Below are 17,426 nucleotides of genomic sequence, written 5' to 3' on the forward strand. Positions count from 1 at the left end.
TCTTCTAATATAGATTATGAAATAAATAAATGCTTTAATACTTAATTTCTATTTAAAAACTATAAATATTAATTCACTTAAGCTTTTCATTTAAACTCTTATTATTATATAGTACAAATCAAAATTTTTATCATATTATATTACAAAGGTAACATGGGAAATTAACTAAAGGAGGAATAAATAATGCGCACTAATCGTATAAAATTGAGGGGTGTAACACCTTTGAACAACATACCAAATTCTCTATATGATACACCCCATAATGAAGTATCTCAATCTTATAAGTTAGATATTTCTGAAAACAGCCCTGAGATAAACAAAATAATTAGTTTAGATATAAAAATAAAAATTAATTCCCATAAAAACTTAATTAATTCATCTTCACGTAAAGTTATTCTTAATGGAGTAAAAAAAATAGAATTAATATATTATTCTTCAAATGATATTGTGCATAAAGAAAATTTCAACTTACCATTTGAAGTACCTCTTTCCATTAATGATAGTAAAATTTATATACAAAAGATATTAACCTATGTAACAAAAGTATCCATAAAAATGCTTGATTCAAAGTCATTTTACTTATACTCAACTGTATTTGTTTCCTCAAAAATAAAACATACGAAAGAGCCTAAAAATCAATCAACAGTATCTGATCAAATAAAAAACACTCAAATTGCTGAGCCAAAGTCTTCTACTGAAACAGTTAATAACAAAATTGATGAGCCTAAATCATCTACTGAGATAATTAATAACAAAATTCATGAGCCTAAATTATCTACTGAGATAATTAATAACAAAATTCATGAACCTAAATCATCTACTGAGATAATTAATAACAAAATTCGTGAGCCTAAATTATCTACTGAGATAATTAATAACAAAATTCATGAGCCTAAATCATCTACTGAGATAATTAATAACAAAATTCGTGAGCCTAAATTATCTACTGAGATAATTAATAACAAAATTCATGAGCCTAAATCATCTACTGAGATAACTAATAACAAAATTCATGAGCCTAAATCATCTACTGAGATAATTAATAACAAAATTCATGAGCCTAAATCATCTACTGAGATAATTAATAACAAAATTCATGAGCCTAAATCATCTACTGAGATAACTAATAACAAAATTCATGAGCCTAAATCATCTACTGAGATAATTAATAACAAAACTCATGAGCCTAAATCATCTACTGAGATAATTAATAACAAAACTCATGAGCCTAAATCATCTACTGAGATAATTAATAACAAAATTCATGAGCCTAAATCATCTACTGAGATAATTAATAACAAAATTCATGAGCCTAAATCATCTACTGAGATAATTAATAACAAAATTCATGAGCCTAAATCATCTACTGAGATAATTAATGCTCAAAATAGTTTCAGGAAAACATGTCCTAAGAAAAATTATTCTGATAAATTTAAGAATTTTAGTAATGAAATTCACAATAACACTCAAAATATGAAATGTAATTATAACTCTGAACATTTATGTAATTGTGATTATGATAACAAATATTGGTGCTTCACTTATTGCCTAATATTAGTTTTAGTAATTCTAAATAGATTCTGTCCTTTCAATTTATATTAATAATCTATTTACAAAATAGATTATTAAAAAACATATCGAAACTCATTCAACTCAATAATATCGCCATTGTCTTTAGTCCTATCTTAATAAATAATAACAGCCTTCATAATACAATGAAGGCTTCTCTTTATAAATTTAAAAACATATCTATGTCACCTATTCTCAATATAATCATAAAATAAATATATAAATTAAATTAACATGAAAGCTAAAGTTAAAATATTTAAACATTAGAGTAGAATTACTTGTTGACAAAAATCAGGAGGGAAAAAAGTGAAAACGGATTATATTGATATAAGTGGTATTACAACTCAATCTAATTTGCCTGAATGCCCTTATAATTATCCATATAAAGAAATGTGTAATACCTTTAAATTATGCATTCCTAATTCTAAATCAGCTATAGAAACTATACTTGAACTTTTAATTGATACTTCAATAGATAAATATAATATTTTAAATACAAATGCAGAAAACAAATTAGTTATATATGGAACTATTCATTTTAAAATACTTTATATTCCGAATGAATCAAGTCAAACTGTTTATTCAGCCCATTTTGACATACCATTCTGTACTTTTATACTTTGTAATAACATTTGTAGACAGATAAAGGATATTAAATTATTCGTAGAAGATGCATTAATTACTCAAATAGATTCAAGAAATTTCTACGTTTCATTATTAACTCTTGTTTATCCTATAGTAAAAAAACAAGATAAGCATAATTCAAAAAACTTTAATACTAAAAATTTCAACTATATTAAAAATAATGTTCATTCTAATAGTGAATTAAATAGCCAAACAACTACTTGTCCCTATAATCTTAACCTTAATAAATATACTGAAATACAAGATTCAAAGAATTCTACAGATTCTTTTATGCTGAAATATGATAGTGAATTTGATTGTTTTGATCAATTTGAATTTGATAATTATTATGACTATGATATTGAATATAACAATGAATGTAATGGATATGATATTGATATTAATATTGATAATAATAATGAATCTAGTTTTAATAATATTGATGAAGATAAAATAAAACATTCCAATAATGTAGAAAATATTATTCAAAATAATATTGATAGTAATATTGAATATGATATTCAATATCATATAAATCAAGATACTGAGTATGATATTGAAATTGATATGAACACTGACATGAATTCTCCTAAGACTATAAATCTCAATAATATGCAATATTAAACATCATTCTGATTATAGATAGAAATAGAATTATATACTTATAAAGTTTTTTACTTTATATAATAAACTTACTATTACAAAGGAGATAACATTTTATGGATAAATTTAATAAAGAAAACTTATATGATGAATTATATACTCCAGGAAAGTGCTGTAAAAAAGACACTCCTACTTGCGATAAAGATAATGATTGTTATGATAAATATAATTGTGTAACAACAAAAAAAATCCACTTTGAACCATGTGAATTTTGTAAAAAAGTTGAAACTAAACCAATTGATTTAAACAAATGTACTGATAGATTGTTAAAATTGAAAGTAACAATAAATAATGTATGTTATGAAAAAGAAATTTCTGTTGGTGTTATTCTATGTGACTGCTATGGAAAAATAATTGATTTCAAGTGCTTTACTGCAATACTACACAAAGATTGCCATTCTTGTTGCGATAAAACATGTGGCACTCTTACAAGAAAAGTATTCTTTAACATTCCAAAATCTAATTCATGTTGTCCACTTGATTTAACAGCTCGTGTTGTTGCAAATTATACTTGTCCATGTGATGATTATGATCCTTGCTGCTAAATAGCTAGAGTATAACTAGGGAATGCAGTTGGTTTTTACGACTGCATTCCCCCTTTAAATTACCTGTTCTTTAAACTCCAATCATAATCAATAAAACAATTATCAGGATTCATCCTCTTCATAACGTCATTTTTATGAATAACTGTAATTAGATCTGCAACTATTGCTTCCTCATTTCCAACACACTTAAATCCATTCCATACCTTAGGAGGAATCTGAACTAAACAATAATTTTTGTCTCCAATATATATTTCCATTAATTCACCTTTGGTTTTTGAGCCTTCTCTATTATCAAATAAAACTAACTTGATCATTCCTTTTACAACAGCATAATTCAAAATTGCTTTTTCATGTAAATGCCATCCCTTTACTACTCCTGGATAGATTGTAGAAAAATATATTTCTCCAAAACCCTTAAATTCCGAATCACAACTTTCCTGCATTTTTAAAATTGTGCCCCTATCATCTGAAATTCTCTTTAAATTTTTTATAATAACTCCATCTATCACTTCTATTACTCCTTAATTAGATTTAAACATAATTCTTATCCCAAGATTCATTTGATACATTTTATTTGATTATATACTTAAATTTATTAGTTCTTTTAGAACACATTACTCTTTAATAATATGTTTATTAAATATTTTTAAGATAAAGAACTTTATATTTATAACTACACGCAAAACTACACATAAAGTCTATAAATGATTTTATATTTTAAATATTGACACACATTTACATTAATAAAAACATACTATATATAGAGATTCCATAGTGTAATTAATACTTGTATCAGAATCCGTATACATCTCATACCTCTGTATTAATTATTTATTAAATTGGAATCTATATAACAGTAAGCACATTAAACAAGGAGGTTTTAAAAATGAATATTGCTTATTTAATTTTAGCCCATAAATCACCTACTCAATTAATTAGACTAATTAATACACTTAATTGTGAAAATGCTTACTTCTTTATTCATATTGATAAAAAATCTTCAAATTATATGTTAAATCAAATTATTAATACCTTTAGAAACCATAATAATATTTATTATATAGATAGGTGTAACTGTTCTTGGGGAGATTTTAGTATAGTACAAGCTACTATGAAAGGAATAGAGCATATTCTAAATACTAATCTTTGTTTAGATTATGTAATTTTATTAAGTGGACAGGATTACCCTATAAAACCTAACTATTATATTAGAGATTTTTTAATAGGCAATTATGGCAAATGTTTTATTCATAATTTTCCAGTCCCACTTCAAGGCTGGCATAACGGTTTCCATCATAGAATTCCAAAACAATACAGACTTCCATCAAATATTTCCTTATACGGAGGTTCACAGTGGTGGGGGTTAACAAAAGAATGTATTAAATATATATATGATTTTGTAATTAATAACCCGGATTTTGTTCAATATTGTAAGCATTTATATGTTCCAGATGAAATTTTCTTTCAAACCATAGTGCTTAATTCACACTTTAAACAAACTGTAGTCAATACAGGATTAAGATATATAGATTGGGATAGTGTACCTCATCCAAAAACTCATCCAGCGATTTTAACTAAAAACTATTTTCCTATATTAAATAACTCTCGAACTTTATTCGCGCGAAAATTTGATATTGATATAGATTCACAAATCTTAGATATGATAGATAACAAGATACTTTAGAAACTCAAGTTAAAAACTCGATATCCAGGAGGATCAATTAATATGTATGAAGCAACGTATTTATCCAATTTACATTATAAAAAGCCAAAAGCCTTAATAATATGCAGGGCTGGGGATTCTTCTTTGCATAAAAACTGGCTTTCAAAATCTAACAATGATAACTTTGATTTGGTAATAAGCTATTATGGTGACAAAGGTAATTTATATGTTGAGGATTGCGTATATTATGAAAAACAAAAAGGAACAAAATTTCCTTCACTTTATAAATTAATATCTAATAATATAAAATCAATTATGGAATATGATATTATTTGGATAGCTGATGATGATTTACTGATAAATAATGAAAGTATTAATAGAATGTTTAATATATTTTATTCTAAAAAATTATGGTTAGCTCAACCTTCACTAACCCATAATTCATACTATAGTTATCCGCTGACTTTAAAGAAAGAAGGACTACTTCTTAGATATACTAATTTTGTTGAAGAAATGGCTCCAATTTTTTCAAGAGAAGCACTCTTAAGATGCTTATACAGCTTTTCTGAAAGCCAGAGTGGTTGGGGCTTGGATTTAATTTGGCCAAAAATATTAGGATATCCTACTAATAAAATTGCTATTATCGATGCAGTGTCCGTTCATCATACAAGGAAAATTTGGACGGGTCCTCAATATAAATTATTTAATATTGATCCATGGACAGAAGCAACCATGGTTACTAAAAAGTATGATGTTCCACTTCCATATGATATGAAAGTGTATGGAGAAGTGAGAAGTTAAAAAGCATGATAAGCATGCTAAAAAAAACAAATGTATAATTGATAATGTATAATGGATAATGATAGATGGTTCTGACCGAGGTCAGAACCTACATTTTATTGTTCTTTAGGACAAGAGGTTTATACTCATTTTATCTTTGATAAATTATTGTATTTAAAATACAATGTTTCATTTTAACTGAAACGAGTAAAATCCTATTGTCCAAGGAACAATAAGATTTAAATTTCTCGGAGAGAAATGTCATTTGTTGTCCACTGTCAGCTGTCAGCTGTCAACTGTCAACTTTTTTCACATTTCTATTTCTTAAAGTATTCATCTATACAACTTACCATATACTCTAGCTTTTCTTTAGTCAGTCCTGGATATACTCCTAAAAAGAACGTCCTTTCCAATACCTGATCTGTGTTTTTTAGTTCCCCTACTATTCTACACTCAATATCTTTATACCCTGGCTGTTTCAATATATTACCTGCAAACAACATTCTTGTTTCAATCAATTTTGACTCCAAATAAGTTACAAAATCCCTTTTACTAAATCCAGCATCTTCTCTCACGGTTATTGGAATAGCAAACCAAGAAGGATCTGCTTTAGGCAATACTCTTGGAAGAATAAATCTATCTTCATATTTTTTAAAACATTCATATAACACTTTAAAGTTATTCTTTCTTGCCTCAGTAAATTTAGGAAGCTTTTTTAATTGTTCAATTCCCATAGCACATTGAATATCAAGAGGCTTTAAATTATATCCTATATTATTATAAACATATTTATGATCATACCCTTCTGGTAAATCACCAAACTTAAAATCAAATCTATGCCTACAAGCTCCCATTGGATTCGCTTCACCGGTTTGACAATAGCATGCCCTTCCCCAATCTCTTATAGATAAAGCTGCTCTATATAACTCTAAAGAGTTTGTACATATAGCTCCGCCTTCTCCCATTGTCATATGATGAGCAGCATAAAAACTGTAAGTTGAAAAATCTCCAAAGGTTCCACATTTCTTTCCATCATAATATGAATCAAGTGCATCACAAGTATCTTCAACTACATAGAGATTATACTTTTTAGCTATCTTCATAATTTTGTCCATTTCTGCTGGATTCCCTAATGTATGAGCAAAAACTATAGCTCTAGTTTTAGAAGTAATGGCCCCTTCAATTTTTGAAGCGTCAATATTGTAAGTGTCTTCTTCAATATCAATAAAAATTGGTATTAATCTATTTTGTATAATGGGATTTAGTGTTGTAGGAAATGTCATAGCTGTTGTAATTACCTCATCTCCAGCTATCATAGGGTTATTTATTATTGGGGAGCATAGTGCAGATATAGCAGCCAAATTTGAAGATGAACCTGAATTAGTGACTAGGCAATACTTCACCCCTAAATAATTTTTAAAATCTTCACAAAACTTCCGTCCGTTTATTCCTAATGTGAGCCAAAAATCTATAACTGAATCAACAACTGCAATCATTTCTTTCTCATCAAAAACACGACCTGAATAATTAACCTTTGTTTTTCCAGGATTAAATTTTTCTTCTTCCTTTCTCAACCTATATATCTCTTTTACTCTTTCTAAGATCTCTTGTCTCAAAATACTCTCATTACTCATTAATTTAAATACTCCTTAATTTGGTTTAAACACAATTCATATACGTTTGAATTTTGAAAATTTTTATACCAATCTACTGTATATCCTATTGCCTCTTCAATAGTTAACCTAGGCTTCCAACCTAAATAAGTTTTAGCTTTAGTACAATCTAAGCTTAATAGATTAGCTTCATATGGTGCTTCTTTACCAGATAAATTTATCCATTTTCCGCTTGCCCATTCTTTAATTATTAAATTTACTATTGTTTCAACATTAACAATTGAATCATAATCAGGACCAAAATTCCATCCATCACAATAATTTAAGCCATCTTTATACATTTTAGATGCTAAAAGCAAATATCCACTTAAAGGTTCTAATACATGTTGAAATGGCCTAACTGCATTTGGATTTCTTATTTTTATAGGTTTATTATCAATTAACGCTCTTATACAATCAGGAACTATTCTATCTTTCTGCCAATCGCCACCACCTATTACATTACCAGCTCTAACTGAAGATATAGCTTTTCCATGTTTCTCATACTCATTAGGATTCATAAATGAATTTCTATAAGACGCTATGAGAAGTTCAGCACATCCTTTACTAGAACTATATGGATCATATCCGCCCATTGCATCAGTTTCTTTATATCCCCAAATTTGTTCCTTATTTTCATAACATTTATCTGTTGTAATCATAACTCCAACTTTTACTGAATCACATTCTCTTATACAATCTAATACATTTAAAGTTCCCATTACATTTACTTCATAAGTTTCTTTGGGAATTTTATACGAAAGCCTCACAAGAGACTGAGCTGCAAGATGAAATACAATGTCTGGCTTGTACTTTTTAAACACTTCTTTTAATTTATTTTTATCTCTAATATCTCCTCTAATATCCACTATTTTATCTTTTAAATTTGAAAGTAGAAAATTATCATATTTCGTATAAGGATCAAGTGCATACCCAATCACATTAGCGCCTAATTTTCTAAGCCATATACTAAGCCAAGAACCTTTAAAGCCTGTATGCCCTGTTACTAAAACAGTTTTACCTTTATAAAAATTTTTAAATAAAGTTCTCATAATCTTACTCCCAAATCTTCCATGTTTTTTTTCCTGAATTCCATAATTCATTTACTACTTGAATATCTTTAAAAGTATCAATAGCTATCCAAAAACCACCATGTTTGTACACTGCAAGTTCCCCATCCTTAGCAATGTTTCTTAAGGGTTCTTGTACAAACATACAGTCTTGCTCTGGAATATAATCAAATATTTTTTTATTTAATACCATAAATCCACCATTAATTATTCCATCGAGTTTGGGTTTTTCAGTAAATGACTTGGCTATACCATTCTCAACTTCTATAATTCCAAAGGAAGACTTTGGACGTACTCCTGTAATTGTCGCTATTTTCCCCTTCTGCCTATGATACTTTATAGCTTCAGTAATATTAATATCACTTAATCCATCTCCATAAGTCATTAAAAATTCATCTTCATCCAAATATTTTTTTATCTTCTTTAATCTTCCTGCAGTTAAAGTTTCAAGTCCTGTATCAACCATAGTAATATTCCAATTAATATTTTCATTAGTGTGATATCTTTTATAGGACATCCCATTTTTTATATGAATAGTATAATCATTATTTCTCCAACTCATCTCATTAAAATATTGCTTAATCATTTCTCCCTTATATCCAAGACATAAAATAAAATCATTTATTCCATAATAGGAATAAATTTTCATTATATGCCATATGATTGGTTTTCCAGCAATATCAACTAGTGGTTTGGGTCTATACTCTGTTTCTTCTTTCATCCGAGTGCCCTTTCCACCACAAAGTATAACTACCTTCATTAATTTTCTCCACCTTTTGATTTATACTGTTATAGAGATTCTATAGTGAAACTTGATTTATACATTCTCAAAATCTCAGTACAACTTAAACCTAGTATAAATCTAGTTTTTGCTTGAAATCTCTCTATATAACATTAGTTTTTTATTTACTTATGACTAAAAAAATAATTAAAATTTTTCTAGTGATAAGTAAGCCTTTATTAACTAGATATAATTCCATTTTTGAACATAACCATTATAAGGTATTAATTTTCTCCTTTATTTATTATATGAATCATTTATAAAACTGTACATTAATCAAAGTAATAATTTAAATAAAATTCAAATATTTTGTATTAAATTCAAATAATTTGTAGTCGAACTATGAAATCACTTAGTTTTTACTTATATAAATCTAGCTTGAATTTTCAATAAGTAACATAAAGAATCTTTAAATCATAAAATATCAATATAATGTACATTAATTAGGAGGAAAGATAAATGAACGAGGATTATGTTGATATAAAGGGAATAACTCCTCAATGTGATTTGCCTAACTGCGCCCATGGTTACCCATATAAACAAATATGTGAAACTTTGAAACTAACTATTCCTTATAGAAAACCAGAGATAGATACCATTCGTGAATGTTATATTGATACTTCGATAAAACAACATGATATTATTTGCTCTCCTATAGGAAAAAAATTAATTATTTATGGACTTATTCATATTAAAATTCGATATGAATCATATGATTTTTATGATTCAACTTACTCTGCACAATTTGATATACCTTTCTGTAATTTTGTTTTACTAGATAATGCCCATAAAGAAATAGACGATATCAAAATATTTATTGAAGATGCATTTATTCAAGAAACAAAATGTAATTCATTTTATATTTCTACTTTCTTAGTTATATATCCATCATTTAAACAGAAAGATAATTATATAGAACTAAATAATCAAACTGATTTAAGTTCATTTTTAGATTCTAATATTGGTTCTAATTTAGGCTCTAATATTGGTTCTAATTTAGGTTCTAATATTGGTTCTAATTTAGGTTCTAATATTGGTTCTAATTTAGGTTCTAATTTAGGTTCTAATATGGATTCTAAATTTGAATATAACTCTGAATATAATATTGAATTAGATACCATTTCTACTAATACTACTAACATTCCTAATGATGTTTATGATGTTTTTTCATATGAAGAAGATTTCTATGAAAAAGATTTCTATGAAGATATTTTTTATTAATTAAAATTAACATTAAAGAGGTCAAGAAGTTAATATCATTAACTTCTTGACCTCTTTAATTATTTTTTCCATTCTATATTCCAAATTAATTTTAGTACACTTTAATCTATTTCTATCCTATGATGATAATAAATTATTGTTTTTAATTATTTCAACAAATACATCAACTACTTGTGGATCAAATTGAATCCCTTTCCATTTTTCTAATTCCTCTATAGCTTGTTCAACTTTCATAGATTTTCTATATGCTCTATTACTTGTCATAGCATCATAACTATCGGCTACACAAACTATTCTAGAAAAAATACTTATTTCTTCACCTTTCAGTCCTTCAGGATAACCTGTACCATCAAACTTTTCATGATGCTCATAAACAATATTTTTTGAGCTTGCTAAAAAATCAATATCCTTTACAATATCATATCCAATTGATGTATGACTTTTAATTATCTTAAATTCTTCATCAGTTAGTTTTCCATTTTTATTTAATATACTTTCAGGAATGCCAATTTTACCTATATCATGAAGAATAGCCCCACATCTTAAATCATCTAACTGGCACTCTAAAAATCCCATTTTCCTAGCAATTGCAACTGAATATTCCATAACTCTGTGGCAATGTCCCTGAGTATAATGATCTTTAGCATCTATTGCTTTAGCTAAAGCTTGTATTGTTTCAAAATATGTCTTTTTATTTGAGGCAAGAGCTTGTTCTAATTCTTCTGAAATTGCTATTTGTTCTTCATAAAGAGAATGAATTTCATCTCTTTGTTCTATAATCGCTCTTTTATTTGTATCAATTTCTTTAACCATTCTATTGAAATTATGACCGAGTATTTCAAATTCATTATTTGTATAAATCTCTATCTGAGTATCATATTTACCCATAGAAACTTTTTTCATTCCAGCTAATAAGTTATCAATAGGTGACATAAGGTCAGTGACTTTTCTCCCAATAGCATAAGTAAATATAATAATACAACATAATGCACTAAAAATTATCATAAGAAACTCTATCATAAGTTTATACTTACTACTAAAATCATATGTAACTTTAATAACTCCTGAAGTTTTTCCTTTTTCAGTAATACTCTCGTATGGTATATATTCCTCAGTATATTTCTTTCCTTTTATTTTCTTCTCATGTGAAATAGTTTTATTTTCATCTCTAGCTCTTTCGAAATAAGGTCTATCTTCTTCTGATATACTTAATGACCCAGTAATTTTATCTTCAAAAAAATTATATTTAGTTCCATAATTATCATAATAATCTATATGCTCTACATAATCATTATTCATCAATTCTTCTAAAATATTATTCATTGTAATCGTTTGATGTGATTTTTCTGCATATCTCCTTAAAGCAACACCCACTTCAATAATGTATTTTTTATCTTGAGTAGCTTGAAATATATAATTCATAGGCTCTCCAGTAATTGCAGAAGACCCTCTTCCATCAATATCACTTACTCCATAGATTCTGATTTTTTCCAGCCCATCACTCATTACACTCCATCTATTGAAGTTAAGATTTATATTTCCTTTATTAGTACCATGAGAAATAATATTGTTATTATTAATTATGTTAATATCAATATATTCTGTACCATCTAAAAATTCTTCTAATGAAAAATCCCAATTTCTTTTTTCATTATAATTCTTTAATACTAACTTCTCAATCTCAACTGCTTTTTTATGAGTTTGATTTTCTATCATATTAAGAATTAAATCTATACCAAAAATATATGATTTAGCTGTATTTTTTATATAAGCTTTAAAATTTTCTTCCTCAACTTTCGCTTTTTCCTTTACAGCTCTAATCTGTATCAAACTAAAAAATGTAGTAATTGCTATAATCCCAATAAAAATCAAAAAAAGCAATGACCTTCGAACTGAACATTTAACTCTTTCCATATTTCTCATATTTAAACCACCTATCCCTATAATCATTGCAATTATATCATTTTGTGACATATAATTCTATAAAATCACAATTATTTCATAAAAATATAACCTTTAATATTTTACATGATTATATTTTTTATAATAATTGTTTAAGTTGTGACTTTTAGCGGGAACTTTTAGTGGGGACTTTTAGTGGGGACTTCTAGTGGGGACGGTTCATAAGAATTTTATTGAAGTGTAGTTATAAAAATTTTTATGAACCGTCCCCTAAAAAATATTATTGTTGTTTCTTATTAATTATTATATAATTGAAAACAATAATTAAGAGGATGTTATAAAAGATACATAAGATAAACTATATAAGGAGAGTTAAAATGATACCAAACAAATTAAAAATTGGTGATGAAATTAGAGTTATCGCACCATCCACAAGTTTAAGTATAATGAATGAAGAATCAAAAGAAGTAGCTATTAAAACTTTAGAGAATATGGGATTCAAAGTAACTTTCTCTAAAAATTGCGAAGAAATAGATGAATTTTCTTCCTCATCAGTCGAATCACGAATTAATGATTTACATGAAGCTTTTTTAGATAAAAATGTTAAAGCAATACTGACAGTTATAGGTGGATATAACTGTAATCAACTATTAGATTATATTGATTACGAGATTATAAAAAATAATCCCAAAATCCTATGTGGTTACTCAGATATAACAGCTTTAAGTAATGCTATATATAAAATGACAGGTTTGATTACATACTCTGGACCTCATTTTTCAAGTTTTGGAATGAAAAAAGGTATAGAATATTCAAAAGAATATTTTAAAAAATGTTTAATAGCAGAAGGTGAGATTGAGATAAACCCAAGTTCTCAATGGAGTGATGATCAATGGTATTTAGACCAGGAAAATAGAGTATTCTATGATAACAAAGGATTCTATGTAATTAATGAAGGGGCTGCTGAAGGAAAAATAATTGGCGGTAACTTATGTACTTTCAACCTATTACACGGTACAAAATTTATGCCTGATTTAGAAAATACAATTTTATTTATTGAAGATGATAGTCTTAGTTCTCCTGAGACCTTTGATAGGGATTTACAATCATTAATTCATCAACCTAATTTTAATAAAGTAAAAGGAATAATCCTAGGTAAGTTCCAAGTTAATATGAAAATGACAAAGGAAAAATTATATAAAATAATTAAAACAAAAAAAGAATTAAACAATATACCAGTAATAGCTGACGTGAATTTTGGTCATACAACACCTCAAATAACATTCCCATTAGGTGGTGAAGCTAAAATAGGAGCTACGGATAATACTGTTACAATAGTTATTACTGAACATTAGATTTCAATAAATTTGCGTATGGGGACGGTTCATAAAAATATTGGGGATGCTTAATTAATAAATTTCTTATGAACCGTCCCCAAAATATTATTGCTAATTTTAAAATGAATTAAACTAAAAAAATAAGGGAGGAAATATGAAAAATTTCAAATTGCTTCAATGTGTTAACTTACCTGAAAAATTCACTCCTGAGTTAAATGATAAATTAGGTGTAGGCATTGAAATTCAAGATTTTTTCTTTTCGACTCTATATGATGAAGGTTGGGAAGATAGAATAGACGAATATAAACTGAAACTTAAAGATTTTAAAGGCATTATTTCAATGCATGGACCTGCGCTTGACCTCAATCCAGCTACCACTGATAAAAAGATTTTAGAAGTAACTAAAGACAGATATTATCATGGTATAAAAATGGCTAAGATGCTAAATGCAAAGTATATAATATTTCACAGTCAAATAAATCCTATATTAAAAGATCCAGCTGTAAAACGACTATTATTAGATAAACAGCTAACCTTCTGGAAAGAGATTTTGCCTGAAATTGAAGATACCGATTTAACAATACTAATAGAAAACTTTTATGATAATGATTTCAAAGACCTTCTACTCCTTATTGAAAAAATCAATTCTCCTAAAATCAAGGTATTGCTAGATACAGGTCATGTTTTATGTAATTCATCAAAAGGAATTGATTATTGGATTAATGGATTAAAGAATCACTTAAAATATATACACTTTCACTACAATAAAGGAAATTATGATGCACATTTATCTCCACATAAGGAATTCATAAAAGAAGTCTCAAACATATTAAAAAAAAATGATATTAATCCAATAATTTCTTTAGAATATGCGGTTGATGATATAGAAAGTGAAGTTAAAAAAATAAGAGCTTGTGATTAGATACTTAAATATCATGATTATGAATATAAAAAGACAGTAGTTTCTTAACTGTCTTTTTTGCACTTTATTACGAAATTTATTGAGGACTTTCTTGGGGACGGTTCATAAGAATTGTAATATCTCTGTAACCAACTTTTTATGTACCCCTGATATATTATTAATGAAACTAATAGACAAAGGAGTACAATATGAAAAAATTGAAGAATTTTCTTTTAATAAGCATCTGTGTTACTAGCTTAGTCGGATGTGTTGCCAATAATATTAATAGTGACGAAATTGAAAATAAACCAATACAACAAAAACAAAGCTCTCATAATTCCAATAATACAGGTAATAAAAAAAATACCAATACTACTAGTGATGAAAATGTATCTGATGATTCTAAAAATCTCTCTAATTATGATGCTGTTGATTTGTACAAGCCTAATGAAAATCCTGAAAGTGCTATAGAGCAAGCATTGAATGATATTTATAATTTAAAAGACGAAACAGATTTATCAAGTTATAATATTGATTTAAATAAATTTCAAAACTCATTATTGAAAACAAAACTAAATTATAACGTTGAAATTTTTTATTTGGAGTATTTTGAAATAGATTTTAAAAGTAAGAAAGTAATATATCATTATGGATTTGATAAAGATAAAATACTTACTATGAAAGAAAAGCTTAATACTGAAGTTAACAAATTTTTAAGCACTATAAATCCATCTATGAGTGAGCTTGAAAAGGAATTAGCTATTCATGATTATATAATACAAAATGCTAGTTATGATAATAATGGTTTTGAAAATATGCAAAGAATAATAATATCAGGTTCTTGTTATGGTACCCTTGTAGAAAAGAGTGCAGTATGTTCTGGATATTCTGCTGCTTTTAATCTCTTATGTAAGGTATCAGAATTAGAGGCCTTCTCTCTTCTAGCAACTGGTCATGCTTGGAATATAGTAAAAGTCAATGGAGAATACTATCAAATTGATGTTCTTTGGGATGATATTAGCTGGGGTGAAGGCATAGATTATAAATACTTTAATCTTAGTGATGATAAAATGAATGAAACTCATGCTGAGTTTGCTCGTGATGGATATGAGTGGATAAATGATATTTATCCAAAATGTACTAGTGAGAAATATGATCATTTAAATAATCAAAATAATATTCATAGAGATAATAAATACTTCTATTATATAGACTATTCTAAAGAAAGTTTAGCAAAAATAAATATACAAACTGGTGAAAAATCATATATAGAAAAAGTATCTCCTTGTGAGTTTATTATTGAAAATGATTGGATTTACTATATTGATAAAATTGATTCTTATTTATATAAGGTAAAAACCAATGGAGAAGATAATCACTTATTGGTTGATACTATTGTTTATGGTTTAAATAAAAAAAATAATAAAATCTATTATACTGAAAATACTACCAATACTGAGAAAGAAATTTAATTACTGGGGACGGTTCATAAAAAGTTGAAAATCATATTTTCAACTTTTTATGAACCGTCCCTTTGATATTTTCATGTTTCTTATTATTTGCATTCTCCTCAAAAACAAAAAAATTGTATACACTGAATATTTCGAACAAATGTTGGTATACTTACAAATATAATTTAAAAATATTGAATTTTTAGTTTTAATTTCTATGATATAAAATTTGAGGAGATGAGTAATATGCCACGTACAGCTAGAAAAAAAGTTGCTAATGGTATTTATCATATAATTTGTAATTCTATAAGTGATACTAAGCTCTTTAGAAATTCAGAGGATAAAGAACGTTACATTGAAACGCTTCATCGTTATAAGGAACAATACGGATTTGAGATATATTCTCTTACTCTAATGGATACTCATGTTCATATACTTCTTGATACTAGAGGTGCTGATATCTCCTCAATTATGAAGAGTATAAATATTTCTTATGTCCAGTATTATAATAGAAAACATGGTAGAAAAGGTGGTTTATTTGCTGGTAGATTTAAGAGTATTTTAATTAATGAACAGAGTCATTTATATGAAGCTTCTTTATATATTCATAGGAATTCAAAAGACCTACCAAAGTGGAAAAAATGCATTGAAAAATATCCTTACTCTAGCTTGGGAATATTCTTAGGACTCCGTGAGAATACCCATAATTTGATAAATGTTGACTATGTTATGAGACTTTTTGGTGGTAATATTAACATTGCCAGAAAAATTTATGCTAAAAAAATTCAGTTGGATGAGCGGATCAACTATGAATTAGAATATATTTTAATCGAAGACAATAAAGCTGAATATAGAAGTGAACGTATTGTATACAACCGAAATATAACACCGGATATTATTGTAGAAATTATTTGTAAACATACAAATATTGATGCTAAATACTTATTTACAAAGAATAATTCTGAAGGTAATAAACTAAGAGCAATTTTAGTTATGTTATTACGAAAGTATTGCGGATATAATTTGAGAGAAATATGCGAGTTTTTAGGAAATATCTCACAGCCTACGGCTTCTTACCTTTCTACACATGGACTGAAATATATTAATAACTCTGAATATACAAATATTATTGATGAAATAAAAGAAATATGTTCCTATTAAAGAACATATTTTTAGTTTCTTGTTGTACAAGCCTTTAAACATTAAACTAGGGACGGTTCATAAGAATTCAAGAAAACATAGTTTTCAGTTTTTCTTATGAACCGTC

At 27.0% G+C, this 17,426-nt stretch carries 15 protein-coding genes; 10 read left to right on the top strand and 5 right to left on the bottom strand.

Annotation, left to right across the window (positions count from 1 at the left end; genetic code table 11):
- Nucleotides 1-222: 222 nt before the first annotated feature.
- From OW730_RS23560 to OW730_RS23570, 3 genes are all read left to right on the top strand, one after another.
- Nucleotides 223-1,602, top strand: a complete 1,380-nt coding sequence (locus OW730_RS23560) for a hypothetical protein (protein ID WP_271226496.1) — start codon at nucleotides 223-225, stop codon at nucleotides 1,600-1,602.
- Between the two features lie 273 nt (nucleotides 1,603-1,875).
- Nucleotides 1,876-2,817, top strand: a complete 942-nt coding sequence (locus tag OW730_RS23565; RefSeq protein WP_271226497.1) for a DUF3794 domain-containing protein — start codon at nucleotides 1,876-1,878, stop codon at nucleotides 2,815-2,817.
- Nucleotides 2,818-2,912: 95 nt separating this feature from the next.
- A complete protein-coding gene (locus tag OW730_RS23570; protein ID WP_271226498.1) occupies nucleotides 2,913-3,401 on the top strand; it encodes a hypothetical protein in 489 nt (162 codons plus the stop codon).
- A 59-nt stretch (nucleotides 3,402-3,460) separates the two neighbouring features.
- Here the strand turns inward: OW730_RS23570 and OW730_RS23575 are convergent, their stop codons facing one another.
- The gene (locus OW730_RS23575) at nucleotides 3,461-3,910 is read right to left on the bottom strand and encodes a dTDP-4-dehydrorhamnose 3,5-epimerase family protein (RefSeq protein WP_271226499.1); all 450 of its coding nucleotides are present in this window, start codon (nucleotides 3,908-3,910) and stop codon (nucleotides 3,461-3,463) included.
- A 377-nt stretch (nucleotides 3,911-4,287) separates the two neighbouring features.
- Between OW730_RS23575 and OW730_RS23580 the strand changes: the two genes are divergently transcribed.
- Nucleotides 4,288-5,085 carry a beta-1,6-N-acetylglucosaminyltransferase gene (locus OW730_RS23580; protein WP_271226500.1) on the top strand — a complete coding sequence of 266 codons (798 nt, stop codon included), beginning with the start codon at nucleotides 4,288-4,290 and terminating at the stop codon, nucleotides 5,083-5,085.
- Between the two features lie 42 nt (nucleotides 5,086-5,127).
- Nucleotides 5,128-5,865, top strand: coding sequence for a DUF707 domain-containing protein (locus OW730_RS23585; RefSeq protein ID WP_271226501.1), 738 nt, complete (start codon nucleotides 5,128-5,130; stop codon nucleotides 5,863-5,865).
- A 296-nt stretch (nucleotides 5,866-6,161) separates the two neighbouring features.
- Here OW730_RS23585 and rfbH read toward each other — a convergent pair whose 3' ends face one another.
- The 3 genes from rfbH to rfbF are packed head-to-tail and all read right to left on the bottom strand — an operon-like array spanning nucleotide 6,162 to nucleotide 9,326.
- Nucleotides 6,162-7,478, bottom strand: coding sequence for a lipopolysaccharide biosynthesis protein RfbH (gene rfbH, locus OW730_RS23590; protein WP_271226502.1), 1,317 nt, complete (start codon nucleotides 7,476-7,478; stop codon nucleotides 6,162-6,164).
- Nucleotides 7,478-8,548 carry a CDP-glucose 4,6-dehydratase gene (gene rfbG, locus OW730_RS23595; RefSeq protein ID WP_271226503.1) on the bottom strand — a complete coding sequence of 357 codons (1,071 nt, stop codon included), beginning with the start codon at nucleotides 8,546-8,548 and terminating at the stop codon, nucleotides 7,478-7,480. Before rfbG ends, rfbH begins: the two co-directional genes overlap by 1 nt.
- A 4-nt stretch (nucleotides 8,549-8,552) precedes the next feature.
- Nucleotides 8,553-9,326 carry a glucose-1-phosphate cytidylyltransferase gene (rfbF, locus tag OW730_RS23600; protein ID WP_271226504.1) on the bottom strand — a complete coding sequence of 258 codons (774 nt, stop codon included), beginning with the start codon at nucleotides 9,324-9,326 and terminating at the stop codon, nucleotides 8,553-8,555.
- Between the two features lie 480 nt (nucleotides 9,327-9,806).
- Between rfbF and OW730_RS23605 the strand changes: the two genes are divergently transcribed.
- A complete protein-coding gene (locus OW730_RS23605) occupies nucleotides 9,807-10,568 on the top strand; it encodes an SPOCS domain-containing protein (RefSeq protein WP_271226505.1) in 762 nt (253 codons plus the stop codon).
- Nucleotides 10,569-10,685: 117 nt separating this feature from the next.
- On the opposite strand, the gene OW730_RS23610 is transcribed toward OW730_RS23605, so the two are convergent.
- Entirely contained in the window at nucleotides 10,686-12,542 is a 1,857-nt protein-coding gene (locus OW730_RS23610) for an HD domain-containing phosphohydrolase (RefSeq protein WP_271226506.1), read from the bottom strand.
- A 305-nt stretch (nucleotides 12,543-12,847) separates the two neighbouring features.
- Here OW730_RS23610 and OW730_RS23615 point away from each other — a divergent pair, with 305 nt between their 5' ends.
- The 4 genes from OW730_RS23615 to OW730_RS23630 all read left to right on the top strand — a co-directional run bounded on the left by OW730_RS23615 (nucleotide 12,848) and on the right by OW730_RS23630 (nucleotide 17,320).
- A complete protein-coding gene (locus tag OW730_RS23615; protein ID WP_271226507.1) occupies nucleotides 12,848-13,825 on the top strand; it encodes a S66 family peptidase in 978 nt (325 codons plus the stop codon).
- 136 nt (nucleotides 13,826-13,961) lie between these two features.
- Nucleotides 13,962-14,729: a sugar phosphate isomerase/epimerase family protein gene (locus tag OW730_RS23620; protein WP_271226508.1), complete on the top strand. Its 768-nt coding sequence runs from the start codon at nucleotides 13,962-13,964 to the stop codon at nucleotides 14,727-14,729.
- A gap of 188 nt (nucleotides 14,730-14,917) precedes the next feature.
- Entirely contained in the window at nucleotides 14,918-16,180 is a 1,263-nt protein-coding gene (locus OW730_RS23625) for a DUF5050 domain-containing protein (RefSeq protein WP_271226509.1), read from the top strand.
- A gap of 225 nt (nucleotides 16,181-16,405) precedes the next feature.
- The gene (locus tag OW730_RS23630) at nucleotides 16,406-17,320 is read left to right on the top strand and encodes a transposase (RefSeq protein WP_271226510.1); all 915 of its coding nucleotides are present in this window, start codon (nucleotides 16,406-16,408) and stop codon (nucleotides 17,318-17,320) included.
- Nucleotides 17,321-17,426: the final 106 nt, after the last annotated feature.

The organism is Oceanirhabdus sp. W0125-5 (assembly GCF_027938815.1).
Taxonomy (GTDB): Bacteria; Bacillota; Clostridia; order Clostridiales; family Clostridiaceae; genus Oceanirhabdus.